The sequence below is a fragment of the Oceanomicrobium pacificus genome (genome assembly GCF_009833495.1).
Classification (GTDB): domain Bacteria; phylum Pseudomonadota; class Alphaproteobacteria; order Rhodobacterales; family Rhodobacteraceae; genus Oceanomicrobium; species Oceanomicrobium pacificus.
Genome location: NZ_WUWG01000001.1, coordinates 45130 through 70051, shown reverse-complemented (window position 1 = coordinate 70051; position 24922 = coordinate 45130). Strand labels below are relative to the sequence as shown.

The window sequence follows — 24922 nt, the reverse complement described above, 5'->3', positions numbered from 1 at the left end:
CGCCGCATCGCCATGTGGTCGGGGCCGCGGAACCTGTCGACCGCGATGATGCGCAGCTTCGAGGCGCGCGGAGATTGCACGGTGCGTGACGAACCATTCTATGCCGCCTATTTGCGGAAGACCGGCCTGACCCACCCGATGCGGGCAGAGATCCTCGCGGCCGATCCGCGTGACTATCCGACCGTGGCGCGGGATTGCGCGCAGGAGGAGGTCGCAACGCCGCTCCTGTTCCAGAAACACATGACACAGCACATGCTGGACGACAGCGATCTGGGCTGGACGGACGGGCTGACGCATTTTTTCCTGATCCGCGCGCCCGAGCGGGTGATCGCATCCTACGCGGCGAAACGCGAGGCGCCGCGCGCGGAGGATATCGGATTTGCGCAGCAGGCGCGGCTCTTCGACCAACTGTCAGTCCGGCAGGGCCGGCCGCCTATCGTGATCGACAGTGCCGCGATCAGGGCCGCACCCGAGCGGATGCTGAAGGCGCTCTGCGCGGCGCTTGGCATCGAAGGGCGTGCGTCCATGCTGGGCTGGGCGCCCGGACGCCGGCCGGATGATGGCGTCTGGGCCGCGCACTGGTACGGCGCTGTCGAGGGATCGACCGGCTTTGCCGGACCGGAGGGCGACCTGCCCGAACTGGACGGCGATCTGGCGCGTCTGGCAGACGGTGCCCGGCCGCATTATGCGCATCTCGCCGCTCATGCCCTTGTGGGCTGAGCGCGGTCAGGCCTGATCGTCGTCGACCGGGAAGGTTTCGGTGGCGATCGGTTCGATGATCGTCGGCTCCCAGAAAGTGAAGCCGGCGCGGTAGGCTGCGCGGCCGATCAGGTGCGAGCCGATCGGGGCTGTCGCGATCATGAATAATGTCACGGCCACGGCCTTGCCGGCCACGATCCATGTCGGGCCGACCAGCACCAGCGACAGGCAGGTCAGGCCCACGCCGACCGTACCCGCCTTGGTCGAGGCATGCATCCGCATGAACAGGTCGGGCAGTTTCACGACCCCGATCCCGGCCACGAGGCAGAAGAATCCGCCCGCCAGCACCATCAGACCGGCAATGATTTCAAGCGCCTGTTCCATCACGCATCCCCCCCGGCATCGGCTGCGGTGGCGGCCGTCTCCGCGGCCTCGTCCTCGCGCGCCTGATGGGCGCTGCGGTCGATGAACCGCGCATAGGCGACGGTGGCCAGGAATGAGGTCAGCGCCAGCGCGATGGCCGCGTCGAGATAGGCGGGTTTCGCGGTGGCCAGCGCGAAGAGCGCAAGGAAGGCCACGAGCAGCATGGAGATCAGGTCGAGTGCCACCACCCGGTCGGCCAGCGACTTGCCCGCCACCAGCCGGTAGAGCGCGCAGAGCAGGCCGATCAGGATGAAGGCGGCGGAAATCTCGATGCAGAGCCCGAGGAACCCGTCGACGGATTTTTGCAAGATGGTCATCGTGTTGCTCCGATCACGCGCGCCTCGATCCCGTCCTTGAGCGGCTGGACCGCGTCCATATTGTCCTTGGCGTCGAACATGGAGTGGATGAGCAGGCAGCTGCGATCCTCGCTCACATCCACGGTCAGCGTGCCGGGCGTCAGCGAGATCAGGTTCGCGGTCAGCAGGATTTCCGTGTCGCTCTTGGCGTCGAGCGGCATCACCACCAGACGCGGCTTGGAGTTGATCGATGGAGTCACAACGTCATAAGCGATCCGCACCGACGAGGAGAGCAGATCGTACAGGAAATAGAGCGTCAGCCGGATCGTGCCCAACAGGCGGCGGAAGAAACTCATGACGGGTCCTCCATCACGGCGGAAATATAGGTCGACGGATCGGCAATGCCGGCAGCTGCACTGTCCGACCAGCTATAGAGCAGGTCGGGATAGAGACCGATGCCGACCGTCAGGATCGTCAGCAGGACGATCGGCGCGACCATGAGGGCAGGGGCGGGGGCACAGCCTTCTCCGCGCTCGTCGGATTTCCAGAAGATCTCAAGCCAGATGCGGGCGACCGAATAGATGGTCAGCAAGCTGACGACGAGCACAAGGACGGTGAGCGCGAGCGACGGCAGGTCGATCGTGGCCCGCAGGATCAGGAACTTGCCCCAGAAGCCCGACAGCGGCGGGATGCCAGCCAGCGACAGCGCGGGCACAAGGAACAGAACCGCGATCCACGGGGCCTGTTCGTAGATGCCGCCCACCTTGTCGAATTCCTCCGATCCCTTGATTTTCAGCACCAGTCCCGCATGCAGGAAGAGCGCCGCCTTCACCAGCATATTGTGCACCAGATAGAAGATCGCCGCGGTGATCGCGAGCGGCGTGTCGATCCCGATGGCCATGATGAGCAGGCCGATGGACGAGATGATGTTGTAGGACAGGATGCGCCGGATCTCGCGGTGGGTGACGGCGCCGAGCACGCCGACCACGGCGGTGATCGCACCGGCGACGATGAGCACCGGCGCCAGCGGTGTGCCGTCGGTCTCGAACACCAGCGTGAAGACCCGGAGGATCGAATAGACGCCCACCTTGGTCAGAAGCGCCGCGAAAAGCGCGGAGGTCGCCGCCGCAGGCGTATGGTAGGAAGCCGGCAGCCAGAAATAGACCGGGAAGAGCGCCGATTTGGCCCCGTAGGCAAAGAGCAGGAACCCGGCCGAGGCAAGGATCGCCGTCTCCGTCATCCGGCCGCTGACGGCCTGATTGAGGTCGGCCATGTTGAGCGTGCCGGTCGCGCCGTAGAGCAGGCCCACGCCGGTCAGGAAGGCCAGCGTCGCAATCAGGTTGAGACCGACATATTTCACCGCCCCGTCGAGCTGCGCCTTGCCGCCGCCGATCACCAGAAGACCGAAGGAGGAGATGAGCAGCACCTCGAACCAGACATAGAGGTTGAAGATATCGCCGGTCAGGAACGCCCCCATGACACCGGCGACAAGCGCATGTACCAGCGCCTGATAGCCCAGCCGCTCCTGTTCGCGCTCGATTTCCGACAGGCTGAAGATCACCACGCACAGAAGCACGATGGCGGTCGACAGAACGAGAAGCGCCGACAGCGTGTCGGCCACAAGCGTGATCCCGAAAGGCGCGGGCCAGCCGCCCATCTGCGCCGAAAGCGGGCCGGAGGTGGTCACGGTCCACAGAAGCGCCACGGCGAGCGCCACCTGAATGAGCGCGCCGCCGAGCGACGCCAGCATCTGTCCCTGCCGCTGGTCGCGCATAAGGAAACAGAAAACGGCCGTGCCCAGGGCCGTGAGGATCGGAAAGGCTACCAGCATAAAGGCTCAGTCCTCCGCGCGCGGTTCGGCGCTTCGCATATCATCCATCAGCGCCGTGCCTTCCGAGGCAAAGGCGCGTTTCGCGAGCGCCAGCGCAAACACCGTCAGGCCGAAGCCGATGACGATCGCGGTCAGCACCAGCGCTTGCGGCAGCGCATTGGCCACCGGTTCGAGCGGCGCTTTTTCGCCCTCCGCGATCAGCGCCGGCGCCCCGTAGGAGAGCCCGCCGGACACGAAAATCGCGAGGTTGGCCGCATTGGAGAAGAGCGCCAGCCCATAGAGGAACCGCACAAGGTGCCCCGACATCATCAGGTAGGCGCCCGATGTGACCAGAAGTCCGACGATCAGAACGAAAAGAAAATCCATCAGCCTGCGCCTCCGTCCCGGGTTTCGTCCTCGTCCGGTTCCGGGGCGACCACTTCTTCCATGGCGAAGAGCATGCCCAGCACGCCGCCGATCACCACAAGGTAGACGCCGAGGTCGAAGAGGAAGATCGAACCGACCGGCAGGCCGGATTTCGATCCGTCCGCGGCGACGGTGATGAAGGGCCAGACGCCCTTCAGGACCGTGCCGTAAACGATATAGCCCCAGACGCCCGATACAACGGAACAGCCGAGCCCGATGGCCGCCAGCGACAGCGGCTCGATCCGCAGGAAGTCGCGGGCGGCGCGCACACCTTCGGCCTTGGACATGATGACAAGGCCCAGCACGGCGACCAGACCGCCGATGAACCCGCCACCCGGTTCGTTATGGCCACGCCAGAGCACATAGAAGGACACGATCAGGAGCGTCGGCATCAACGCGCGGGACGCGACGGAGAGGATGAGCGACTTCATTTGCGGGCCTCCCGTCCGGCGCGCATCACCGCGACAGCAGCGATGGCGGCGATCAGCACCACCGACACTTCACCGAGCGTGTCGAGCGCGCGGAAATCAACGAGGATCACGTTGACGATGTTGCGTCCCAGCGCTTTCGGTGCCGAGTATTTCTCGAAATATTCGGTCAGGTAGAGGTTCAGCTCGGTCCCGAGCACGGCCCAGAGCGTAACAATAACGCCAAGCCCCAGCGCCACGCTCAGCGCCATGTCGAACGGGCGGAACCCGAGCGAGATCGGCGTGCGCGGCAATTGCAGAAGCGCGATGGCGAAGAAGACGACCACGAGGATTTCCACCAGTAGCTGGGTCATGGCGACGTCGATGGCGCCATACATCACGAACAGCATGGCGATGCCCGAGCCGACACCGCCAAGCGCACAGATCGCGATCAGCCGCGACGGCGTGAAGGTCACGACCACCGTCGAGACAAGGATCAGGACGACGACGCCGAACTGGAAAAGCGGCACCCGGAAGTCCGGGCGGCTCAGTTCGGTGTTGCTCATCAGGATCGCCATCCAGATGACACCGGCAAAGACCGCGAAGCTTAGCTTGAGGTAGACCGTCATCCGGCCGCCCTGCAGCGACCGCGTGACCCATGCGGACAACCGGTCGATCCCCGCCAGCCCGAGGTCATAGCCATCCTCTGCGCCCGGCACGCGGGCGGCCTGAAGCGCGCGCCGCACGGCACCGATCACGAGGAAGAGCCCGATCCCGGCCGCGAATGTCAGCAGGCTGAGCAGGAAGGGCAGGTTGACCCCGTGCCAAAGGTAGAGTTTCACCTCTGCCGCCTTGCCCGTCACCGCGCCGAGCGCGGGTTCGAGCAGGTCATGGCCAAGGGCGGCGGGAAATAGCCCGAACCAGAGGCCGAGAGCCGCGAGCACCGCCGGCCCGAACCAGAGGCCGAAGACCGGATCGCCGGGGTTTTTCTGTGCCCGCCGCTCGCCAAAATAGGGTTTGATTGCCACCAGTCCGGCACAGGCCACCATCATGATGTTGGCCGCCAGCGCCGATCCGGTCACCAGAAGCGGGGATGCCGCGCTGTGGAGCGCGCTCTCGTAGATCACTTCCTTGCCGATGAAGCCGATGAAGGGCGGGAAGCCTGCCATGGACAGGGCCGCCAGCGCGGCAATGGCGAAGCTGAGCGGCATCGCGCCGCGCAGACCACCGAGATCGTCGACCATCCGCGACCCGGCCTGCTTGTCGAGAATGCCGACGGACAGGAAGAGCGCGGCCTTGTAGAGCGCATGGACAAGCAGGAACAGAACGGCCGCCTTCGCCGCTTCTTTGGTGCCCGAGCCGAGCAGCATCACGAGCGCACCGAGACCCATCAGCGTGGTGTGGGCCAGCATCAGTTTCAGGTCGTCCTGCTTCATCGCCCAGACCGACCCGACGATCATCGTGATCGCGCCACAGATGGTCAGGCTCCACATCCAGATCTCGGTGCCGCCGAGCGCGGGGCTCATCCGCATCAGCAGGTAGACGCCGGCCTTCACCATCGTCGCCGAATGGAGATAGGCGCTGACCGGCGTGGGCGCGGCCATGGCGCCGGGAAGCCAGAAGTGGAACGGGAACTGGGCCGATTTGGTGAAGCAGCCGAGCAGCACGAAAATGGTCGCGGCAATGTAGATCTCGGACGCGCGGATCGCATCACCCATCAGGACCATTTCGCTCAGCCTATAGGTGCCCGCGAACTGGCCGAGGATGATGAGCCCGGCGAGCAGCGCCAGCCCGCCCAGCCCGGTGATGATCAGCGCCTGAAGCGCACTCGCGCGGGCATAACGGCGGTTATGGTCGAAGCCCACCAGCAGGAAGGAGGTCACGGTCGTGCCCTCCCAGAAGACGAAGAGCGAGATCGCATCGTCGGCCAGAACCAGTCCCAGCATCGAGATGCCGAAGAGCATCAGGAGCGTGAGCAGGCGCGGCAGCCTGTCATCGTTGCGGAAATAGGCTGCGGTATAAAGGAAGATGAGCGTCCCGATCCCGGTGATCAGCAGCGCGAAGAGGAGCGACAGCCCGTCGATCCGCAGCGCCAGCTCGACCCCCTGATCCGGCAGCCAGGCCCAGGCCCAGCTGCGGGTTTCACCGGCGGAAATCGCCGGCAGGAAGCTCCAGAACCACGCCGTGGCCATGAAGGCCAGAAGCGCGGGCAGGAAGCGCATGAAACTGGGCTGTGAATCCCTGGTAAAGGCAGTCGGCAAAACCTGTCCCCGTATCGCTGGCCGTTTGGCGGTCGAACTTACGGAAAGGAAACCGGATTGCCAATGTGTCCCGGGGCCTTTTTCGCAGGAATTGCGCAGCTTTCAGACCGGCGGACTGGTCAGCACGGGTCCGCACTTGTATGGATTGGCCGACAGGTGGCACCGGGCAACCGTCCGGAGGCCGGAAAACGACAGGGACGGACCAGATTTTCATGGGCAAGGGTCAATGACGGCGCGGCGGATCGTGATCGCCGGCGAATGTATGGCGGAAATTTCGGGCAATGCGGACAGCGGCTGGGCGTTCGGCTTCGGTGGCGACACGTTGAACACGTCCGTCTACATGAAGCGCCTGCTCGGCGACGCGGCCGACCTGTCCTATCTGACGCGTGTCGGGGACGACCCGTTCAGCGCCCGGATGACGCAAGCCTGGGCGGACGAGGGCATCCGGCTCGACCTCGCCACGCCGGTGCCGGGGCGCACGATCGGCCTCTATGCCATTTCTACCGATGCCATGGGCGAGCGCAGTTTCACATACTGGCGCGAGAATGCGCCGGTGCGCGACATGTTCCGCGACGGGGTGGATGCGGCGGTGCAATCAGCTGTGTCCGGTGCCGATCTGTTCTTCTTTTCCGGCATCACGCTGGCGGTGCTGAGCGCCGAGGGGCGCGCGGCGCTCTTCGGACTGGCCCGCGACGTTCGGGCGGCCGGTGGGCAGGTGGCCTTCGATCCGAATCACAGGCCGCGGCTCTGGCCCGGCGCGGAAGCGGCCGCCGCCGCCGCAACCGAGGCGTTCGAGGTCGCGTCGCTCGTGCTGACCTCCGTCGAGGAACAGGAGGCGATTTTCGGAGACCGCACCCCCGAGGACACTGCCGCGCGGCTGGCGGCAGCCTCTGTCGGCGAATGGGTGCTCCGCGACGGGCCGGCGCCGATGCTGGTGGCTGCGGATGGTGCGCGGGCGGAGATCGCCTTTGACGGTGTGGCGCGGCCGCGCGACACGACCGGTGCGGGCGACAGTTTCAACGCGGGCTATCTGTCGGCGCGGCTCCTCGGGCTCGATCCGTTCGACGCGGCCCGCGCGGCGCAGAAACTGAGCGCGACGGTCATCAACCATCCCGGCGCCATCATTCCCGCCGCGGCGATGCCCGCCAGATGGCCCTGACCGGCCAGCGCACCCGTGACCGGGCGGCTTGCCCCGATCGCGGAACCACGGTTTACTCGCCCGCGGTCGCCCGGCGACTCGACCGGACCGACGGCTTGAAAAGGACGTGACCCATGCAATGTGTTTTCATCCAGCTGCGCTGTGCGCCCGGCCGCACCTACGAGGTGGCCGATGCGATCTACGAGCGGGAGATCGTGTCCGAGCTCTATTCCACCAGCGGCGACTATGACCTTCTGATGAAAGTCTATGTGCCCGAGGGCAAGGATGTGGGCAAATTCATCAATGACAAGCTGCTCGATATAGACGGGATCAGCCGGTCGCTGACCACGCTGACATTCCGGGCCTTCTGATCCGGACCGGCCCGGCCGGAACCACCAAAACAAAGACAAGACCAACAGGGAAGTGACGAGAATGAAGAAACTGATGGGCGCCGCGACGGCAGCACTGATCGCGGCGAGCGCCGCGCAGGCGGATACGAAAATCGGGATGATCACCACGCTCTCGGGTGGTGGGTCGCATCTGGGCACGGATGTGCGCGACGGGTTCATGCTGGCGATGGAACAGGCCGGATCGGATGTGGAGGTCATCATCCGTGACGATGCCCGCAAGCCCGACGTGGCCAAGTCGCTGGCCGACGAACTGGTGCAGAAAGACAAGGTCGACATTCTGACCGGCATCATCTGGTCGAACCTCGCCATGGCCGTGGTGCCGGGCGTGACGGCCGGCGGCACCTTCTACCTGTCGCCCAACGCGGGCCCCTCCGCGCTTGCCGGCAAGAACTGCCATGAGAATTATTTCAACGTTGCCTGGCAGAACAACAACCTGCACGAGGCGATGGGCGCCTACATGAAGGCCGAGGGGATCAAGAAGCCCTTCATCCTCGCACCCAACTATCCAGCGGGCACCGACGCGCTCACGGGCTTCAAGTCGCGTTTCGGCGACGATGTGGCGGGCGAGATCTACACCAAGCTCGGACAGGAAGATTATGCCGCCGAGATCAGCCAGATCCGGGCGAGCGACGCGGACAGCATCTTCTTCTTCCTGCCGGCCGGCATGGGCATCGCCTTCACCAAGCAATATGCGGCCTCGGGTGCGGAACTGCCGCTCTACGGCCCGGCCTTCTCCTTCGATGAGATCATCCTCGGCGCGGTGGGCGATGCGGCGCTCGGCGTGAAGAACAGCTCGCAATGGGCCTATGATCTGGACAATCCGGCCAATGCCGCCTTCGTGGACAGCTTCCGCGCCAAATATGACCGTACGCCGACGCTTTATGCGAGCCAGGGTTTCGACACGGCCAACCTAATCCTGTCGGCGCTCGGCAAGGCGGACCCGTCGGACAAGGACGCGTTTCGTGCCGCGCTGAAAGAGGCCGATTTCGACAGCGTGCGCGGGGACTTCGCCTTCGGGAACAACAACCACCCGATCCAGGATATCTATATCCGCGAGGTGGTCGCCGGAGAGGGCAAGCCCACGAACAAGCTGGTCGGTGTCGCGATCGAGGACCTGCAGGATGCCTATGCGGCGGAGTGCAAGCTCTGATCGACTGAACTGACGGGCCGGCGGCGCGGGGGTCGACCCCACGCCGCCGGCCGTCCTGCTGCGCATGACGCTTCCCCTCTTCATCGAACAGCTGCTGAACGGCGTGCAGCTTGGCGTGACCCTGTTCCTGATGGCGTCCGGGCTGACGCTCGTCTTCGGCGTCATGGGGCTGATCAATCTGGCTCACGGCTCGCTCTACATGATCGGCGCTTTCACCTGCGCGACGGTCACCGGCAGCACGGGCAGTTTTGCGCTCGGCCTCGGGGCGGGCGTGATCGCGGCGGCACTTGCAGGCGCGCTCATCGAATGGAGCGTCATGCGGCGGCTCTATGCGCGGGACCATCTCGACCAAGTGCTCGCGACTTTCGCGCTTATCCTCATCATCTCCGAAGGCACGCGCTATCTCTTTGGCGGTGCGCCGCTCTGGCTCGACGTGCCGGACGCGCTGTCGGGCGCGGTGGCCCTGCCGGGCGGGGCGGTCTATCCGCTCTATCGGCTTGCGATCATCGGGGTCGGGCTCCTGGTGGCGCTGGGCCTGTTCCTGCTCATCGCGCGCACCCGGCTCGGCATGCAGATCCGTGCGGGCGAGAGCGACCGCGAGATGATCGCCGCACTCGGCGTGAACATCGCAAGCCTCTACACGATTGTCTTTGCGCTCGGCGCGGGGCTGGCCGGGCTGGCCGGTGCCATGGTCGGCGCGCTGCAATCGGTGCGGGTTGGCATGGGCGAACCCGTGCTGATCCTCGCCTTCGTCGTGATCGTGATCGGCGGGATCGGGTCGATCCGGGGGGCGCTGGTGGGCGCGGTGCTTGTCGGCGTGACCGACACGCTGGGGCGGATTTTCCTGCCCGAGCTCTTTGGGCTGGTGCTGCCGCCCTCCGAAGCGACGACGGTGGGCGCATCGCTCGGCTCGATGCTCATCTATCTTGTCATGGCCGTGATCCTCGCCATCCGGCCGCAAGGACTGTTCCCCGCCAATGCCTGACCTGTCGCGCGAGACCCTTGTCAATGCGGTGCTTCTGCTGCTCCTGCCGGCCGCTGCGCTGACCGCGCTGGCGCTCGGCGAGACATTCTATATCAACCTCGTCAGCCGGATCGCGATCGTGGCGCTGGCCGGTGTCGGGCTCAATCTCGCGCTCGGCGCGGGCGGGCTCGTCAGTTTCGGCCATGCCGCCTTTTTCGGCGTCGGCGGCTATGCGGCGGGCATCGCGGCGCATCATGCATTCGACATGTCGCTTTTTCTGGGCCTCTTGCCGGGCACCGTCTGGATGCCCGTCATCTGGATGACGGCGCTCCTGTCGGCGGCGCTGCTCGCACTCGGGATCGGCGCGATCAGCCTGCGGACGCGCGGGGTCTATTTCATCATGATCACGCTCGCCTTTGCGCAGATGACCTATTATTTCGCCATCTCGCTGACCCCCTATGGCGGCGAGGACGGATTGCCCATCTACCTGCGCAACCAGATGCCGGGGATGAATACCAACGATCCAATCCAGTTTTTCGCGTTGGTCTTCGGGGTGCTTTTGCTGACGCTCTGGGCGATGAGCCGCGTGACCGGGTCGCGGTTCGGCGCGGCGCTCGACATGGCGCGCCTGAACGATGTGCGGCTGGCCAGTTCCGGCATCAGCCCGTTTCCGGTCCGGCTCACCGCCTTTGTCATCTCGGCCATGGTCACGGCGCTTGCGGGCGCGCTCTTTGCCGATCTGAACGGGTTTGTCGGCCCGTCGATGCTCAGCTGGCACCGCTCGGGCGAGATCATGGTGATCGTGATCCTCGGCGGGGTGGGACGGCTCTTCGGTCCGGTGGCGGGGGCGATCCTGTTCATCCTGCTGGAAGTGCTGCTCGGCGGCTGGACCGATTTCTGGCAGTTCTGGCTGGGTCTGGTGCTACTTGGCGCGGTGCTGTTCGCGCGCGGCGGGCTCTTGGGGCTTTTGGCCGGGCGGGCGCGCCATGACTGAGACACGGCTGGCCATATCGGGGCTGATGAAGGCCTTCGGCGCGCTGACTGTGACGCAGGATGTATCGCTGACGCTGGAGACAGGCGAGATTCATGCGCTGATCGGGCCGAACGGCGCGGGCAAGAGCACGCTCATCGGCCAGATCGCGGGCTTCATAACGCCCGATGCGGGCCGGATCGAGATTGCCGGCCGGGACATGACGGAAGCGCGGCCGGCGGCGCGGGCCCGTGCCGGGCTGGGGCGTACGTTCCAAGTCTCGCAACTGGCCGAGCCGCTGTCGGCCCGCCGAAACGTGATGCTGGCGCTGCAGGGCGCGCAGGGGCGGACCTACCGCTTCTGGGGCGCAGTGACGCAGGACAGCGAATTGCGCGACGCGGCGGATGCGGCGCTGGCCCGTACCGGTGTCGCGGACCGGGCCGGGGTCGCGGTGTCCGACCTGTCGCATGGCGAGCGGCGACGGGTCGAACTGGCCTGCGCGCTGGCGCTCGGTCCGAAGCTCCTGCTGCTCGACGAACCGCTGGCGGGTCTCGGCCCCGAAGGCTCGGCCGAGATGGTCGCGCTGCTGGATACACTCCGCACGGAAGTGCCGTTGCTGCTCGTCGAGCATGACATGGATGCGGTCTTCCGGCTCGCCGACCGGATTTCGGTCCTTGTGTCGGGCGCGATCATCGCGTCCGGCGATGCGGACACGGTGCGCGCCGACCCGCGGGTGCGCGACGCCTATCTGGGGGACGGCGATGCTTGAACTGGAGCGGATCACCGCCTTCTACGGCGCGAGCCAGGCGCTTTTCGATGTGTCGCTGTCACTTGGCACGGGCGAGGCGCTGGCGCTCCTTGGCCGCAACGGCATGGGGAAATCGACGACGATCCGCGCCATTTGCGGCTTGACGCCACCGCGCGACGGGCAAATCCGCCTCGACGGGCAGGCTATAGGCGGTCAACCGTCCCACAGGATCGCGCGGGCCGGTATTGGACTGGTGCCCGAGGGGCGGCGGATTTTCCCCAACCTCACGGTCGCGGAGAACCTGACCGCCGCCGCGCGGCCGGGCTACTGGGACCGCGCACGGGTGGAGGCGCTCTTTCCCCGTCTGGGTGAGCGCCGCGGGCAATATGGCCATTCGCTATCGGGGGGCGAGCAGCAGATGCTGGCCATCGGGCGGGCGCTCACGACCAACCCGCGGCTCCTGATCCTCGACGAGGCGACCGAGGGGCTGGCCCCGGTCATCCGGCAGGAAATCTGGACCGCGCTGCGCCGGTTGAAGGACGAGGGCCTGTCGCTCCTGATCGTCGACAAGATTCTGGCCGAGTTGCTGCCGATCGCCGACAGATGCACGATCCTGGAAAAAGGGGTCAGTGTCTGGTCGGGCGCGCCCGACGGGCTCGATCCGGCCACGCGGGACCGGTTTCTCGGCGTGTGACGACGCCCCCGCGACTGTGGCAGGGGCGCCAGACCAGTGTCAGGCGGCCTTGCGGCCGGTTTCCTCGGGGATCAGGCCGCGCGGGCTGAAACGCAACACCAGAAGCAGGATCAGCCCCATCAGGAAGAGCCGCAAATGCGGAGCCGCCTGCAGCAGATGCGCCTTCAGTGCGCTGCCCTCGGCCAGTGGCATCGTCAGCACATTCATCAGCCACAGGCCCGCCGGTTCGGCCTGGATCCACAGGAACCAGATCAGGAACCCGCCAAGGACCGAGCCGTAATTGTTGCCCGAGCCGCCCACGATCACCATCACCCAGATGAGGAACGTGTAGCGCAGCGGATTGTAGGTGCCGGGCGTGAATTGCCCGTCGATGGTCACGAGCATCGCCCCGGCGATGCCGACGACGGCGGACCCGAGCACGAAGGTCTGCAGGTGGCGCTTGGTGACATCCTTGCCCATCGCTTCGGCCGCATCGCGATTGTCACGGATCGCGCGCATCATCCGGCCCCAGGGGGAATGGAGCGCGCGCTGCGACAGCCACAGGATGGCGAGCAGCACGATGGTGAAGAGCGCCGCATAGCAGAGCTTCACGAAAATGCCCGCGAAGGCCACCGGGTCGGCGCCGATCCGGGCCGACAGGTCGGTGAACCAGGGCGACTGGATGAGGTTGATCTCCAGCGGCACCGGGCGCGGCAGGCCGGAGACATTCTTGACCCCGCGGGTCAGCCAGTCCTCGTTTTTCAGGATCGCGATGATGATCTCGGAAATGCCGAGTGTGGCAATGGCCAGATAGTCCGACCGCAGCCCGAGCGCGATCTTGCCCACGACCCAGGCCGCGCCCGCGGCAAAGACCCCGCCGATGCCCCAGCTGAAGATGATCGGCAGGCCGAGGCCGCCAAGAAAGCCCGACTTGGCCGGATCGACGGCCTCGATCGCATCGACCGCCGGATCGAAGACCGCACGGACCAGGAAATAGCCGCCCGCGACAAGGGCCACGGTGGCCAGGCTGCGGGTGCGGCCCTCCAGCGTGCGGCGGGCGAAGACGACCGCCGCGATCACAGCCAGAACCAGAAGGCCGGAGCCGATCACCTGCAGGCCACCGGCGGCCCACGCCTCGCGCACGGGCGGGACAGAGACGAGCATCGCGCCGACGCCACCGAGCGCGGCAAAGCCCATGATCCCGACATTGAACAGGCCCGCATAGCCCCACTGGATGTTGACGCCGAGCGCCATGACCGACGAGATCAGGCAGAGATTGAGGATCGCGAGCGCGACCGACCAGCTCTGGAAGATGCCCACCAGCACGAGCAGAAGCCCCATGATGGCGAACTGGGCGGGGACGGGCAGTTTCATATCACTTTCCCCTTGAAGATGCCGGTCGGGCGGATCAGGAGCACGAGCACCAGGATCACGAAGGAGACGGCGAATTTATAGTCGGTCGACAGAAGTTGGACGAGCCCGTCGGGGGCCCAGCCCTCGGGGCCGAGATAGATCAGGAACTTCTTGTAGGCATAGGTCACCGTCACCTCAGAGAAGGCGATGACGAAACCGCCCGCAATCGCGCCGAGCGGGTTGCCGATCCCGCCGACGATCGCCGCTGCGAAGATCGGCAGCAGAAGCTGGAAGTAGGTGAAGGGCTTGAAGCTCTTGTCGAGCCCGTAGAGCGTGCCCGCGATGGTCGCCAGCGCGGCCGCGATGATCCACGTGTAAAGCACCACCCGGTCGGGATTGATGCCCGACAGGAGCGCTAGATCCTCATTGTCGGAATAGGCCCGCATCGCCTTGCCAGTGCGCGATTTCTGCAGGAACCAGAAGAGTGCGATCATCACGAGGAAGGCCACGATGATGGTGATCCCCTGCGAGGTCTTGATCGCCAGCCCCTCGTTCAGCCCGGTCATCTCCTTGAATTCGCGCGCCTTGATCAGGAACCGTCCGCCATCGGAAAAATTCTGGTCGCCGGGGCCGATGATGAACCGCACGATCCCGTTCAGCATGAACATCACGCCCACCGAGGCGATGACGAAGACAACGGGCGGCGATTTCTTGGTGCGGTAGAATTTGTAGACGCTCCGGTCGAACAGGAGCGATATTCCGATCGCGGCCAGAATGCCGAAGGGCAGGGCGAGCAGCGCCGTGGGCACCGGTCCGGCCGAGATGCCCACCGACTGGAAGGTCCAGGTCACAAGGATCACGGCCATGGTGCCGAAGGCCATCAGGTCGCCATGGGCGAAGTTCGAAAAGCGCAATACGGCGTAGATCAGCGTCACGCCGAGCGCGCCGAGCGCAAGCTGCGCCCCATAGGCGAGCCCGGGCACGATCACGAAATTCGACAGAAGGACGATGGCGTTGAGGATATCTTCCATCTCAGCCCCCGAGGAAGGATTTGCGGACGTCCGGGTCGGCCATGAGCGCGGCCCCGGTGTCTGTGAAACGGTTCTGCCCCTGCACGAGGACGAACCCGTGATCGGCAATGTTGAGCGCCTGGCGGGCATTCTGCTCCACCATCAGGATGGCGATGCCGGTCGCCGCCACTTCGAGGATGCGGTCGAACAGTTCGTCCATCACGATCGGGCTGACGCCTGCGGTCGGCTCGTCGAGCATCAGAAGCTTCGGCCGGGTCATCAGCGCGCGGCCCACGGCCACCTGCTGGCGCTGCCCGCCCGACAGCTCGCCCGCCGGCTGGTTGCGCTTTTCCTTCAGGATCGGGAACAGGTCGAAGACCTGCGCCATCGTGTCCGCGAAATCGTCCTCACGGATATAGGCGCCCATCTCCAGATTTTCCTGAACGGTCATCGAGGCGAAGACGTTGTTGGTCTGCGGCACGAACCCCATGCCCGCGCGCACGCGGTCCTGCGGTGTCAGGTGGGTGATATCCTCGCCGCCCAGCGTCACCCGGCCCTCGCGCAGGGGCAGCATGCCGAAGACGGCCTTCATGGCGGTCGACTTGCCCGCGCCGTTCGGCCCGACGATGACGGCGATCTCGCCTTCCTCGACGGTGATGGTGCAGCTGTGCAGGATGTCCGCCCCGCCATAGCCGCCGGTCATGTTCTCCGCGGTCAGGTACTTCATGCCGTGCCCTCCGCCGCGGGCTTGTTTTTCAGCCCGGTGCCGAGATAGGCCTCGATCACCTGCTCGTTGGCCTTCACCTCTTCCGCGCTGCCTTCGGTCAGCACCTTGCCCTCGGCCATCACGATCACCGGGTCGCACAGGCGGGAGATGAAATCCATGTCATGTTCGATCATGCAGAATGTGTAGTTGCGCTCGCGGTTGAGCCGCAGGATTGCGTCGCCGATCGTGTTCAGAAGCGTACGGTTGACGCCCGCGCCCACCTCGTCGAGGAAGACGATCTTCGCGTCCACCATCATCGTGCGGCCAAGCTCCAGAAGCTTCTTCTGGCCGCCAGAGAGGTTGCCCGCCAGTTCGTCGGCCACATGGGAGATTTCGAGAAACTCGATCACCTCGTCGGCCTTCTTGCGGATCTCGCGTTCCTGCGCGCGGACCTCGCCGTTGCGGAACCAGCTGTTCCAGAGCGTCTCGCCCTTCTGCCCGCCCGGTACGGTCATCAGATTGTCCCGCACGGTCAGGGTGCTGAACTCGTGGGCGATCTGGAAGGTCCGCAGCAGGCCCTTGCCGAACAGGTCGTGCGGCGGCAGGCCGGTAATATCCTCGCCATCGAGCAGGACCCGGCCGGCGGTCGGCTGGTAATGGCCCGCGATGACGTTGAAGAGCGTCGTCTTGCCGGCGCCGTTCGGGCCGATCAGCCCGGTGATGGAGCCCTCGGCAATCTCGAGGCTGGCACCGTCGACGGCCTTGATGCCGCCAAAGTGCATGGAGAGGTTTTCGACTGTGATCATGGTCGCGCTATCATGCAAAACAGCCCGAACCGCAAGGGGTCCGGGCTGCTTTTTGGGTGTCGGATCGGAAGATCAGCGGAAGGTCACCGTCTCGAAGGCGCCGTCCTTGACTTCATACTCGCGGTAGGAGCCTGCGGCCTCGCCAGCGCCGATCAGTTCGACATTGGTCGCACCGACATAGTCGATCTCGCCACCGTTCTTGAGGATTTCCAGACCTTTGGCCAGTTCACCCGGTCCGATCGGCTCGCCCGGCGCGTTGGCCACGTCGAGGATCTTGGACTGGATGGCTGCTCGGTCGGCAGAGCCGGCCGCCTGTGCTGCAAGCGCGATCAGCGCCGCCGCATCGTAGCTTTCGCCGGTATAGGGGCCGGAGGCATTGTCAGCGATGCCGTCGAGCATCTCGGCCAGTTTGGCAGCGCCTTCACCCTCGGACCCCGGCACGGTGCCGAAAGTGCCGTTCAGGTCGTCGCCGATATTCTCGATCAGGCTGTCGCCGAACATGCCGTCACCGAGCGCGAACGTGTCGAAGGCGCCGGTGTCGAGCGAGGTGCGGATGATCCCGAGGCCGCCCTGATCTACATAGCCGAGCACGACGAGCAGATCGGCACCAGCCGCGGAGAGCGCGCCAACTTCGGCCGAATAGTCGGCCTTGCCGTCTTCGTGCGCGGCGGAAATGGCGACGGAGCCGCCCAAGGCTTCATATGCTGCCTGGAACGCGTCGGCAAAGCCCTTGCCATAGTCGTTGTTGGTGTAGGTCACGGCAACATTGTCATAGCCCTTGTCCTTGATGACATTGGCCAGAACGTCACCCTGGCGGGCGTCGGACGGGGCGGTGCGGAAGAAGAAGCCGTTATCCTCGATGTCCGACAGGGCCGGCGAGGTGGCCGAGGGCGAGATCATCACGACGCCGTTCGGCACGCCAACATTGTTGGCAATCGCGGTGGTCACGCCGGAACAGTCGGCACCCATGATCGCGGCCACATTGTCGGAGGTGATCAGGCGCTCGGCGGCAGCCGTCGCGGCAGCGGCGTCGACGCAGGTGCTGTCGGCGCGGACCGGCTCGATGGTGGACCCGTCGAGGAACATGCCCGACTCGGATACTTCCTTCATCGCCAGCTCGGCACCGGCGGCCATGTCGGGGGTCAGCGATTCAATCGGACCGGTGAAGCCCAGAATGATGCCGACCTTGACGGCGTCGGCCTGTGCCACACCTGCCATCAGGGACAGGGCGGCAGTCGCCATGAGAACTTTTTTCATTGAGAGTCTCCTCGTTGAACTTGGACGATGCGATCCGCGCCTGTCCGGCCGGCCGCACTCTGGGGCGGAAGATAACGCCGATTCGCCAGCGAGTGAAAGCGGATTCGCCACGCCAGAAGGCGCGCACGCGCAAGATCGGGCAAGCGACCTAGCGTCACCTGCCGGGACGTTTGGGGCCCGTATCCGGTCCCGGCGCGGGGTGCCTTGGCGGGTCGATCCGGCAATTGTGACAGATCTAACCGCTAAGCTATGCGTTTTTAGCATGACGGAGTTGACGTAATGGTCATTGCTGCATCTGCGAAGACGCCTACATTGGAGGCACAGACGAACGGAACGACATGAAGGAGAAAGACAATGGCTTTGACTGACAGCACCACCGGATACGCCGGCACCAGCGTCCGGGCCGGACATTTCTTCGACACGGTTCGCGCACGGATCTCGCAGGAACTGGCCTATCGCGCCACCCTGAACGAGTTGCGCAACCTCAGCCAGCGTGAACTGGCCGATATGGGCATCGAAGCCGGCAGCCTCAAATATGTGGCACGCAAGGCGCACGGTCTCGTCTGACGGTATTCAATTTACGGCGTTTCCTCCTCCCTACGCCGTGAAGCGAGTGGCGCCGCAGGTCCTCCCCCTGCGGCGCCTTTTTTGTGCCTCGTGGTCCGCGCGGCGCGAATTTAATTCGCGGGCAAAAATAAATTTGCAGCGCAGCACGTCTGAAAAGCCCTGAAAAACTTGGCCTTTCGATAGACATGCATTTTCTGCATGTCAGTCTTGCCCATCTGTAGGTTGCCGCGAACGTCAATCCGCCTATGTAACGCCCATGATTGATGACGGGGCCCGCGAACAGGGTCCAACCTTAGGAGACCTGACATGGCTTACGTATCGACGACCACGAACACTGCTGCTTCCACCAACCTCGACGGCCTGAACGGCTGGTTCGCCGCCCGCGCCGAGGCCTTCCGCAACTGGCGCGCCTATCGCCGCACGCTGGCGGAACTGGAAGCCCTGACCAACCGCGACCTGGCCGATCTCGGCCTGAGCCGCTCCGGCCTCAAGCGCCTCGCGCTGGAAGCCACCTACGGCGAAAACGTCTGAGACCCCGAACCCGTCCCGGGTGGTGCGCCGCCCCGGACGCGCGGTTCAGGGCCCGCCTTCTGACGAAGGTGGGCCCTTTTTGTGTCCGGCCACGTGCCAGACCGGCGCGGTGTGCGCCTCAGAAGGGAATATCGTCCGCGCCGGTGACGAAACTGGCCAGGACCCGTTTCACGCCCGCTTTCTCGAACGCGACTTCGAGCTTGTCGCCCTCCACATCCGTGACGGCGCCATATCCGAATTTCTGATGGAACACGCGGTCGCCCAGACCGAAGGCCGGCACCGCCTCGGCATCGATGATCATGTTACGGGCCTCGGCCGGCTGGGACATGCCGCGCGCATTGCGCCGCTCCTGCAGCCGTTTCCAGCCCGGCGAGTTGTAGGCGTCGGCCCTCGCGGCCTTGTCATGCAGATCCGAGCCGCGCATCACGCCGGGAATATCGCCCATGCCTGCGGCCGCCGACGGATGGCCGGACCCTTGCAGGCCCGGCGGGGTCAGCACGTCCACATGGTCCGGCGGCAGTTCGTCGATGAAGCGTGAGGGCAGGGCGCTCTGCCACTGGCCATAGACACGCCGGTTGGCGGCAAAGGATATGGTGCAGAGTTCCTCCGCACGGGTGATGCCGACATAGGCAAGCCGACGCTCCTCCTCCAGCCCTTTCAACCCGTTCTCGTCCATCGAGCGCTGCGAGGGGAAGAGCCCGTCCTCCCACCCCGGCAGGAAGACGCAGGGAAATTCCAGCCCCTTGGCCGCGTGCAGGGTCATGATCGAGACCTTCTCGATCGCGTCCTCCTGCTCATTGTCCATGATCAGCGCGACATGTTCGAGGAACCCTTGCAGGTTTTCGAACTCCTCCAGCGCCTTGACCAGTTCCTTGAGGTTTTCCAGCCGCCCCGGCGCTTCGGGTGTCTTGTCGTTCTGCCACATGGCCGTGTAGCCGCACTCGTCGAGCACCTGTTCGGCCAGTTCGATATGGCTTGTGGCCGGATCGGCGGCCAGCGCTTGCCAGCGGTCGAAATCCTGCAGGAGCGTGCCGAGCGTGGTGCAGGCCCGTTTCGGCAGCAAGGCATCGGCCACCGCGATCCGCGCGCCCTCCATCAGCGAGACGCCATTGTCCCGAGCCGTGCGGTTCAGCGTCTGCATCGCCTTGTCGCCGAGGCCCCTTTTCGGCGTGTTCACGATCCGCTCGAAGGCCAGCCCGTCATCGGGCGACACGACGCAGCGGAAATAGGCCATGGCATCGCGGATTTCCATCCGCTCGTAGAAACGTGGCCCGCCGATCACCCGATAGGGCAGGCCGATCGTCAGGAACCGGTCCTCGAAGGCGCGCATCTGGAAGGAAGCGCGCACGAGTATCGCCATATCGTTGAGTGAAAACGGATCGCGGCCACGCGTGCCGCGTTGGCAGGCCTCCACTTCCTCTCCGATCCAGCGGGCCTCTTCCTCACCGTCCCAATGGCCGATCAGGCGGACTTTCTCCCCCTCGTTCCGGTCGGTCCAGAGCGTCTTGCCGAGCCGGTCCTCATTGCCCGAGATCACGCCCGAGGCGGCGGCAAGGATATGCGGGGTGGAGCGGTAATTCTGTTCCAGCCGGATGATCTTCGCGCCTGGAAAATCCTTCTCGAATTTCAGGATGTTGCCGACCTCGGCCCCGCGCCAGCCATAGATGGACTGGTCGTCATCGCCCACGCAGCAGATGTTGCGATGCCCCGCCGCCAGAAGCCGCAGCCACAGATACTGGGCGACATTCGTGTCCTGATATTCGTCGACAAGGATGTAGCGGAACCAGCGCTGATATTGCGCCAGCACATCCTCATGCCGCTGGAAGATGGTGACGACATGCAGGAGCAGGTCGCCGAAATCGACCGCGTTCAGCACTTTCAGCCGGGCCTGATAGGCGGCGTAGATTTCCGTCCCGCGATGGTTGTAGAGCCCGGCATCCGAGGCCGGAACCTGTTCGGGCGTCCAGCCGCGGTTCTTCCACTGGTCGATGATGCCGGCGAGCATCCGCGCGGGCCAGCGCTTGTCGTCGATATTCTCCGCCTGGATGAGCTGCTTGAGGAGCCGAAGCTGGTCATCCGTGTCGAGGATGGTGAAATTCGACTTGAGCCCCACCAGTTCGGCGTGCCGGCGCAGGATCTTCACGCAAAGCGAATGGAAGGTGCCGAGCCATGGCATCCCCTCGATCATGCCACCCATCTGGCGGCCGACCCGGTCCTTCATTTCGCGCGCCGCCTTGTTGGTGAAGGTGACGGCAAGGATTTCGTTGGGTTGCGCGCGCCCGGTGTTCAGAAGGTGCGCGATCCGCGTGGTCAGCGCGCGGGTTTTGCCGGTGCCGGCGCCTGCAAGCACCAGAACAGGCCCGTCGAGCGCTTCCACGGCGGCGCGCTGGTCGGGGTTCAGCCCGTCGAGATAGGGGGCCGGACGGGCGGCGATGGCCTGGTCCGACAGGCGCTGCGGGGCGGAAATGTCGCTCGGGTCGCTCATGGGCGCGAGCCTATCCTGTCAGGCGGGGAAGGGAAAGGGGTGTTCGCGGGATGTTCTGCCCTGAATCCGGCCCGCAGGCCGTCCCGTGGCGCGCGCGCATCCGGCCTATCGACAGCCCCCGTCCGCTGGTTCTATTCTGGCGCCGGTTTCCGAAGGGGGAAGTGCGACGTGAGTGACACGAAACGGTCGGTTTTGGTCCTTTTTGCCCATCCTGCGCCGCGCCGATCCGAGGTCAACCGACCGATGATGCGCGCTGCCGCGCGGGTGCCCGGTGTCACGGTTGTCGACCTCTACGCGGAATATCCCACGCTCGATTTCGACATTGACCGCGAACAGGCGCGGCTGCGCGAGCATGACGTGGTGATCTTCCAGCATCCGCTCTACTGGTATTCGACCCCGGCCATCCTGAAGGAGTGGCAGGATCTGGTGCTGGAGCACGGGTTTGCCTATGGCGCGGGCGGCACGGCGCTGGAGGGCAAGATCTTCCTGTCTGCCACCACCACGGGCGGTGCGCGCTCGGCCTATGACGATCACGGCTATAATGCCTATCAGTTGCACGAACTCCTGCGCCCGCTGGAGCAGATGGCGCATCTGTGCGGCATGACCTACCTGCCGCCCTTCGCGCTCTTCGCGTCCCGCCGCGCGCGGGAGGAGGGGCGCATTCCGGCCCATATCGACAGTTGGACGAGCCTGCTCCGGATGCTGACCGAGGACCGGCTCGACCTGTCGGCGGCGGCGCGGGCGGATCTGCTGAACCCGTTCGTCAAAACTGCGGCGGAGGCCTGAGATGGACGCGTTTCTGCTGCAGGCCTTCATTTTCCTGATCGCCGCGGTCATCGCGGTGCCGCTGGCGAGCAAGCTCGGCCTCGGCTCGGTGCTGGGCTATCTGACGGCGGGGGTGGTGATCGGGCCACTTCTGGGGATCGTCGCCAGCCATGAGACCGAGAATATCCAGCACTATGCCGAGTTCGGCGTGGTGATGATGCTCTTCCTCGTCGGGCTGGAACTGGAGCCGCGCAACCTTTGGGACATGCGGCATCGGCTCCTGGGGCTGGGCGGTTTGCAGGTCGGGCTGACGACCGTGCTGATCGCGGGGGTGAGCATCGTCTTCGGGCTGAGCACCAACATGGCCATCGCGGTCGGGCTGACGCTGGCGCTCTCGTCGACCGCGATCGTGCTTCAGACGCTGGGGGAGAAGGGGCTGGCAAGTTCCGACGGCGGGCGGGCGAGCTTCTCGGTCCTTCTGTTCCAGGACATTGCCGTCATCCCGATGCTGGCCTTCATCCCGCTTCTGGCGACGCAGTCGAGTTTTGAGTTGACCTTCATGGACGGCACGCTGACCGCGATCACCGATGCGGCTGGCGCGCCGACATCGGGCTTCATCTCGCAACTGCCGCCCTGGGCGCGGCCGCTTGTCATTCTGGCCGCCGTGGCGGCGGTGGCCGTGGGCGGGCATTTCCTGACCCGTCCGGTCTTCCGGTTCATCGCGGCGTCCAAGCAGCACGAGATTTTCACCGCTGCGGCACTTCTTCTGGTGATCGGCACCGCACTTCTGATGACGCTCGTGGGCCTGTCGCCCGCGCTCGGCACCTTCCTTGCCGGCGTGGTTCTGGCCAACAGCGAATATCGCCACGAGCTTGAAGCCGATATCGAGCCGTTCAAGGGCCTGCTTCTCGGTGTCTTCTTCATCACCGTGGGGGCGGGCATCAATTTCGGTGTGCTTTTCGGCGATTTCTTCGTGATCGTCGGGCTGACGCTGGGGCTGATCGCGCTGAAGGCCGGCGTGCTGGCCGCGCTGGCCTTCGTGTTCCGCATTCGCGGCAGTGCCTTCTGGCTCTTCACGCTGGGCCTTGCGCAGGCCGGGGAATTCGGCTTCGTGCTTCTGGCCTTCTCGGTTCAGAGCGGTGTGCTGCCGACGGGGCTGGAGGAACGGCTCCTGCTCGTTGTGGCGCTCTCGATGCTGCTGACGCCCGCGCTCTTCATCATCTACGAGAGGTTCCTCGCCAATCGCGGGGCGGGCGGTGAAGAGCAGGAAATGGACGATATCGACACGCAGGGCACCGTCATCATCGCGGGGCTCGGCCGGTTCGGACAGATCGTCAACCGGATGCTGATGAACAACGGCCACAAGACGGTCGTGCTCGACTATCACAACGAGGTGGTCGACGGGATGCGCAAGTTCGGGATCGAGAGCTATTTCGGGGACCCGTCGCGGCCCGACCTGCTGCTGGCCGCCGGGATCAAGGACGCCAAGGCGATCGTCGTGGCGATGGACGACAATGACAAGGCCGTGCGGCTGGTCGAATATGTGCGCCGCGAGTTTCCCCATGTGCATGTGGTGGCACGGGCCTATGACCGCGAACATACCTACCGGCTCTATGCGGCGGGCGCGCGGGATATCGTGCGCGAAACGTTCGACAGTTCGATCCGGGCAGGCCGCTACACGATGGTCGCGCTCGGCCATCATCCGTTCGAGGCGGAGCGCGCGGCGCGGGAATATTTCAAGCTCGACCGCAAGAACCTTGCTGAACTGGCGCGGCTCTGGGATCCGCTTCTCGGCCCGCTGGAGAACAAGCCCTATATGGAGAAGGCGCGCGAGATCAACGCGCGGATGGATCAGGCGATGATGGGGCAGGTTACGGATCTGAAAGACCGGACCGAACGCCCCTGGACCCCGCCGCCCAAAGGGTCGCGCGCCGACGATTAGGGGGCGGCGAATTCCGCGCGGATGGCCTCCGAATGCTGGCCGAGCGCCGGCACGCGCGGCGGGTCGCCCGCACCGCCCGACAGGTCGATCAGGTCCGCCAGACCGTTTCCGGTATCGACGGGGCTGAAGCGGATTTGCGGATGGGTGGCCAACTCCTCCACCTCCGACAGGCGCCCGAAGGCGATGCCGGCATCTTGCAGTGCGTCAATCACCTGGTCGCGTGGGTCGCGGGCAAAACGCGCGGCGAGCAATGCGTGCAACGCGGCGCGGTTGGCGACGCGGTCGGCATTCCGGCGGAACCGCGGATCGTCCGCGAGGGCGTCGTCGCCAAGCAGATTTTCGCACAGGCGGACCCACTCCCGGTCATTCTGGATCGAGATCAGAAGTTGCAACCCGTCGGCACAGGCAAAAGCTTCATAGGGCGCGATGGTCGGATGGCGCAGCCCGGGCCGCCCCGGCGCGGCACCGCCATAGCGGGTCTGCAGGTAGGGGACATTCATCCAGTCTGCCATGCTTTCGAACAGCGATACGTCGAGCGCCGCCCCGTGCCCGCTCCGGTCCCGCCCGATGAGCGCCAGCAGGATGCGCTGGAAGGCGGTCATGCCGGCGGCGATATCGCAGACCGATACGCCGACACGCGCCGGTTCCTCCGGCCCGCCCGTGATGGCGCACAGACCGCTTTCGGCCTGCACCAGCAGGTCATAGGCCTTCTGGTCGCGCAGTGGGCCCGCCTGCCCGTAGCCGCTGATCGAACAGGTGACGAGCTGCGGATTGACGCGCCGCATATCGCCAATCGGCAGGCCCAGCCGGTCCATCGCGCCGGGCGCGAGATTTTGCAAAAGCACATCCGCCCGGCCCGCGATCCGGCGCAGGAGCGCGGCATCGGACGGGTCGCGCAGGTCGAGGCAGAGGCTCTCCTTGCCGCCGTTCAGCCAGACGAAATACGCGCTCTGCCCGTGCACATGCGCATCGTAGGTGCGCGCAAAATCGCCCTCCGGGCGCTCAACCTTGATGACCCGCGCCCCTGCCTTCGACAACTGCCGGCTGCAATAGGGCGCGGCCACCGCCTGCTCGATGCTGACAACCAGAAGGCCTTCGAGGGGCTTTTCCATGCGCTTTACCGGT

The 24922-nt window shown here is 65.3% G+C and carries 26 protein-coding genes; 12 read left to right on the top strand and 14 right to left on the bottom strand.

What is annotated here, in order from left to right; all coding sequences use genetic code 11:
- The first annotated feature begins 12 nt into the window (after positions 1–12).
- Positions 13–720, top strand: a complete 708-nt coding sequence (locus GSH16_RS00370; protein ID WP_160852871.1) for a sulfotransferase-like domain-containing protein — start codon at positions 13–15, stop codon at positions 718–720.
- A 6-nt stretch (positions 721–726) separates the two neighbouring features.
- Here the strand turns inward: GSH16_RS00370 and mnhG are convergent, their stop codons facing one another.
- Genes mnhG through mbhE form a run of 7 tightly spaced genes read right to left on the bottom strand, consistent with a single transcriptional unit; the run spans position 727 to position 6283 of the window.
- The gene (mnhG, locus tag GSH16_RS00365; RefSeq protein ID WP_160850878.1) at positions 727–1083 is read right to left on the bottom strand and encodes a monovalent cation/H(+) antiporter subunit G; all 357 of its coding nucleotides are present in this window, start codon (positions 1081–1083) and stop codon (positions 727–729) included.
- On the bottom strand, positions 1083–1439 hold the full coding sequence (locus tag GSH16_RS00360; protein WP_160850877.1) for a monovalent cation/H+ antiporter complex subunit F: 357 nt from the start codon (positions 1437–1439) through the stop codon (positions 1083–1085). The genes mnhG and GSH16_RS00360 overlap by 1 nt, the downstream gene beginning before the upstream one ends.
- Positions 1436–1774: a Na+/H+ antiporter subunit E gene (locus tag GSH16_RS00355; RefSeq protein ID WP_160850876.1), complete on the bottom strand. Its 339-nt coding sequence runs from the start codon at positions 1772–1774 to the stop codon at positions 1436–1438. The genes GSH16_RS00360 and GSH16_RS00355 overlap by 4 nt, the downstream gene beginning before the upstream one ends.
- A complete protein-coding gene (locus GSH16_RS00350) occupies positions 1771–3249 on the bottom strand; it encodes a Na+/H+ antiporter subunit D (RefSeq protein ID WP_160850875.1) in 1479 nt (492 codons plus the stop codon). The genes GSH16_RS00355 and GSH16_RS00350 overlap by 4 nt, the downstream gene beginning before the upstream one ends.
- A 6-nt stretch (positions 3250–3255) precedes the next feature.
- Positions 3256–3615, bottom strand: coding sequence for an NADH-quinone oxidoreductase subunit K (locus GSH16_RS00345; protein WP_160850874.1), 360 nt, complete (start codon positions 3613–3615; stop codon positions 3256–3258).
- A complete protein-coding gene (locus GSH16_RS00340) occupies positions 3615–4085 on the bottom strand; it encodes an MnhB domain-containing protein (RefSeq protein ID WP_160850873.1) in 471 nt (156 codons plus the stop codon). Before GSH16_RS00340 ends, GSH16_RS00345 begins: the two co-directional genes overlap by 1 nt.
- Positions 4082–6283 carry a hydrogen gas-evolving membrane-bound hydrogenase subunit E gene (gene mbhE / locus GSH16_RS00335; RefSeq protein ID WP_160850872.1) on the bottom strand — a complete coding sequence of 734 codons (2202 nt, stop codon included), beginning with the start codon at positions 6281–6283 and terminating at the stop codon, positions 4082–4084. The genes GSH16_RS00340 and mbhE overlap by 4 nt, the downstream gene beginning before the upstream one ends.
- A 265-nt stretch (positions 6284–6548) precedes the next feature.
- Between mbhE and GSH16_RS00330 the strand changes: the two genes are divergently transcribed.
- The 7 genes from GSH16_RS00330 (at position 6549) to GSH16_RS00300 (ending at position 12396) form a co-directional block, all read left to right on the top strand.
- Entirely contained in the window at positions 6549–7481 is a 933-nt protein-coding gene (locus GSH16_RS00330; RefSeq protein ID WP_160850871.1) for a sugar kinase, read from the top strand.
- Between the two features lie 113 nt (positions 7482–7594).
- Positions 7595–7831 carry an Lrp/AsnC ligand binding domain-containing protein gene (locus GSH16_RS00325; protein WP_160850870.1) on the top strand — a complete coding sequence of 79 codons (237 nt, stop codon included), beginning with the start codon at positions 7595–7597 and terminating at the stop codon, positions 7829–7831.
- 61 nt (positions 7832–7892) lie between these two features.
- Positions 7893–9020: an ABC transporter substrate-binding protein gene (locus GSH16_RS00320; RefSeq protein WP_160850869.1), complete on the top strand. Its 1128-nt coding sequence runs from the start codon at positions 7893–7895 to the stop codon at positions 9018–9020.
- A gap of 64 nt (positions 9021–9084) precedes the next feature.
- Positions 9085–10005, top strand: coding sequence for a branched-chain amino acid ABC transporter permease (locus GSH16_RS00315; protein ID WP_160850868.1), 921 nt, complete (start codon positions 9085–9087; stop codon positions 10003–10005).
- Position 10006: 1 nt separating this feature from the next.
- Positions 10007–10978: a branched-chain amino acid ABC transporter permease gene (locus tag GSH16_RS00310; RefSeq protein WP_235912952.1), complete on the top strand. Its 972-nt coding sequence runs from the start codon at positions 10007–10009 to the stop codon at positions 10976–10978.
- Positions 10971–11723 (top strand): ABC transporter ATP-binding protein, encoded by a 753-nt coding sequence (locus GSH16_RS00305; RefSeq protein WP_160850866.1) that lies wholly within the window; start codon positions 10971–10973, stop codon positions 11721–11723. The genes GSH16_RS00310 and GSH16_RS00305 overlap by 8 nt, the downstream gene beginning before the upstream one ends.
- A complete protein-coding gene (locus GSH16_RS00300; protein WP_160850865.1) occupies positions 11716–12396 on the top strand; it encodes an ABC transporter ATP-binding protein in 681 nt (226 codons plus the stop codon). Before GSH16_RS00305 ends, GSH16_RS00300 begins: the two co-directional genes overlap by 8 nt.
- Before the next feature lie 39 nt (positions 12397–12435).
- On the opposite strand, the gene GSH16_RS00295 is transcribed toward GSH16_RS00300, so the two are convergent.
- The 5 genes from GSH16_RS00295 to GSH16_RS00275 all read right to left on the bottom strand — a co-directional run bounded on the left by GSH16_RS00295 (position 12436) and on the right by GSH16_RS00275 (position 17507).
- Positions 12436–13749: a branched-chain amino acid ABC transporter permease gene (locus GSH16_RS00295; RefSeq protein ID WP_160850864.1), complete on the bottom strand. Its 1314-nt coding sequence runs from the start codon at positions 13747–13749 to the stop codon at positions 12436–12438.
- Positions 13746–14759: a branched-chain amino acid ABC transporter permease gene (locus GSH16_RS00290; protein WP_160850863.1), complete on the bottom strand. Its 1014-nt coding sequence runs from the start codon at positions 14757–14759 to the stop codon at positions 13746–13748. Before GSH16_RS00290 ends, GSH16_RS00295 begins: the two co-directional genes overlap by 4 nt.
- A gap of 1 nt (position 14760) precedes the next feature.
- Positions 14761–15465 carry an ABC transporter ATP-binding protein gene (locus tag GSH16_RS00285; protein ID WP_160850862.1) on the bottom strand — a complete coding sequence of 235 codons (705 nt, stop codon included), beginning with the start codon at positions 15463–15465 and terminating at the stop codon, positions 14761–14763.
- The gene (locus GSH16_RS00280; protein ID WP_160850861.1) at positions 15462–16250 is read right to left on the bottom strand and encodes an ABC transporter ATP-binding protein; all 789 of its coding nucleotides are present in this window, start codon (positions 16248–16250) and stop codon (positions 15462–15464) included. The genes GSH16_RS00285 and GSH16_RS00280 overlap by 4 nt, the downstream gene beginning before the upstream one ends.
- Positions 16251–16322: 72 nt before the next feature.
- Positions 16323–17507: an ABC transporter substrate-binding protein gene (locus tag GSH16_RS00275; RefSeq protein ID WP_160850860.1), complete on the bottom strand. Its 1185-nt coding sequence runs from the start codon at positions 17505–17507 to the stop codon at positions 16323–16325.
- Positions 17508–17861: 354 nt separating this feature from the next.
- Here GSH16_RS00275 and GSH16_RS00270 point away from each other — a divergent pair, with 354 nt between their 5' ends.
- Both GSH16_RS00270 and GSH16_RS00265 read left to right on the top strand, forming a co-directional pair.
- A complete protein-coding gene (locus tag GSH16_RS00270) occupies positions 17862–18074 on the top strand; it encodes a DUF1127 domain-containing protein (RefSeq protein WP_160850859.1) in 213 nt (70 codons plus the stop codon).
- Between the two features lie 306 nt (positions 18075–18380).
- Positions 18381–18605: a DUF1127 domain-containing protein gene (locus GSH16_RS00265; RefSeq protein ID WP_160850858.1), complete on the top strand. Its 225-nt coding sequence runs from the start codon at positions 18381–18383 to the stop codon at positions 18603–18605.
- A 118-nt stretch (positions 18606–18723) separates the two neighbouring features.
- Here GSH16_RS00265 and GSH16_RS00260 read toward each other — a convergent pair whose 3' ends face one another.
- Positions 18724–21090 carry an ATP-dependent helicase gene (locus GSH16_RS00260; protein WP_160850857.1) on the bottom strand — a complete coding sequence of 789 codons (2367 nt, stop codon included), beginning with the start codon at positions 21088–21090 and terminating at the stop codon, positions 18724–18726.
- A 168-nt stretch (positions 21091–21258) separates the two neighbouring features.
- Here GSH16_RS00260 and GSH16_RS00255 point away from each other — a divergent pair, with 168 nt between their 5' ends.
- Complete coding sequence (locus GSH16_RS00255; protein ID WP_160850856.1) at positions 21259–21876, top strand: NAD(P)H-dependent oxidoreductase; 618 nt, start codon at positions 21259–21261, stop codon at positions 21874–21876.
- A gap of 1 nt (position 21877) precedes the next feature.
- A complete protein-coding gene (locus tag GSH16_RS00250) occupies positions 21878–23797 on the top strand; it encodes a monovalent cation:proton antiporter-2 (CPA2) family protein (protein WP_160850855.1) in 1920 nt (639 codons plus the stop codon).
- Here the strand turns inward: GSH16_RS00250 and GSH16_RS00245 are convergent.
- Positions 23794–24909: a CaiB/BaiF CoA transferase family protein gene (locus GSH16_RS00245; protein ID WP_160850854.1), complete on the bottom strand. Its 1116-nt coding sequence runs from the start codon at positions 24907–24909 to the stop codon at positions 23794–23796. The two genes, GSH16_RS00250 and GSH16_RS00245, sit on opposite strands and share 4 nt — an antisense overlap.
- Positions 24910–24922: the final 13 nt, after the last annotated feature.

Coding starts and splice junctions, on each gene's coding strand:
- GSH16_RS00370 (WP_160852871.1), top strand. CDS start 13: ATGTGGTCGGGGCCGCGGAACCTGTCGACCGCGATGATGCGCAGCTTC.
- mnhG (WP_160850878.1), bottom strand. CDS start 1,083: ATGGAACAGGCGCTTGAAATCATTGCCGGTCTGATGGTGCTGGCGGGC.
- GSH16_RS00360 (WP_160850877.1), bottom strand. CDS start 1,439: ATGACCATCTTGCAAAAATCCGTCGACGGGTTCCTCGGGCTCTGCATC.
- GSH16_RS00355 (WP_160850876.1), bottom strand. CDS start 1,774: ATGAGTTTCTTCCGCCGCCTGTTGGGCACGATCCGGCTGACGCTCTAT.
- GSH16_RS00350 (WP_160850875.1), bottom strand. CDS start 3,249: ATGCTGGTAGCCTTTCCGATCCTCACGGCCCTGGGCACGGCCGTTTTC.
- GSH16_RS00345 (WP_160850874.1), bottom strand. CDS start 3,615: ATGGATTTTCTTTTCGTTCTGATCGTCGGACTTCTGGTCACATCGGGC.
- GSH16_RS00340 (WP_160850873.1), bottom strand. CDS start 4,085: ATGAAGTCGCTCATCCTCTCCGTCGCGTCCCGCGCGTTGATGCCGACG.
- mbhE (WP_160850872.1), bottom strand. CDS start 6,283: ATGCGCTTCCTGCCCGCGCTTCTGGCCTTCATGGCCACGGCGTGGTTC.
- GSH16_RS00330 (WP_160850871.1), top strand. CDS start 6,549: ATGACGGCGCGGCGGATCGTGATCGCCGGCGAATGTATGGCGGAAATT.
- GSH16_RS00325 (WP_160850870.1), top strand. CDS start 7,595: ATGCAATGTGTTTTCATCCAGCTGCGCTGTGCGCCCGGCCGCACCTAC.
- GSH16_RS00320 (WP_160850869.1), top strand. CDS start 7,893: ATGAAGAAACTGATGGGCGCCGCGACGGCAGCACTGATCGCGGCGAGC.
- GSH16_RS00315 (WP_160850868.1), top strand. CDS start 9,085: ATGACGCTTCCCCTCTTCATCGAACAGCTGCTGAACGGCGTGCAGCTT.
- GSH16_RS00305 (WP_160850866.1), top strand. CDS start 10,971: ATGACTGAGACACGGCTGGCCATATCGGGGCTGATGAAGGCCTTCGGC.
- GSH16_RS00300 (WP_160850865.1), top strand. CDS start 11,716: ATGCTTGAACTGGAGCGGATCACCGCCTTCTACGGCGCGAGCCAGGCG.
- GSH16_RS00295 (WP_160850864.1), bottom strand. CDS start 13,749: ATGAAACTGCCCGTCCCCGCCCAGTTCGCCATCATGGGGCTTCTGCTC.
- GSH16_RS00290 (WP_160850863.1), bottom strand. CDS start 14,759: ATGGAAGATATCCTCAACGCCATCGTCCTTCTGTCGAATTTCGTGATC.
- GSH16_RS00285 (WP_160850862.1), bottom strand. CDS start 15,465: ATGAAGTACCTGACCGCGGAGAACATGACCGGCGGCTATGGCGGGGCG.
- GSH16_RS00280 (WP_160850861.1), bottom strand. CDS start 16,250: ATGATCACAGTCGAAAACCTCTCCATGCACTTTGGCGGCATCAAGGCC.
- GSH16_RS00275 (WP_160850860.1), bottom strand. CDS start 17,507: ATGAAAAAAGTTCTCATGGCGACTGCCGCCCTGTCCCTGATGGCAGGT.
- GSH16_RS00270 (WP_160850859.1), top strand. CDS start 17,862: ATGGCTTTGACTGACAGCACCACCGGATACGCCGGCACCAGCGTCCGG.
- GSH16_RS00265 (WP_160850858.1), top strand. CDS start 18,381: ATGGCTTACGTATCGACGACCACGAACACTGCTGCTTCCACCAACCTC.
- GSH16_RS00260 (WP_160850857.1), bottom strand. CDS start 21,090: ATGAGCGACCCGAGCGACATTTCCGCCCCGCAGCGCCTGTCGGACCAG.
- GSH16_RS00250 (WP_160850855.1), top strand. CDS start 21,878: ATGGACGCGTTTCTGCTGCAGGCCTTCATTTTCCTGATCGCCGCGGTC.
- GSH16_RS00245 (WP_160850854.1), bottom strand. CDS start 24,909: ATGGAAAAGCCCCTCGAAGGCCTTCTGGTTGTCAGCATCGAGCAGGCG.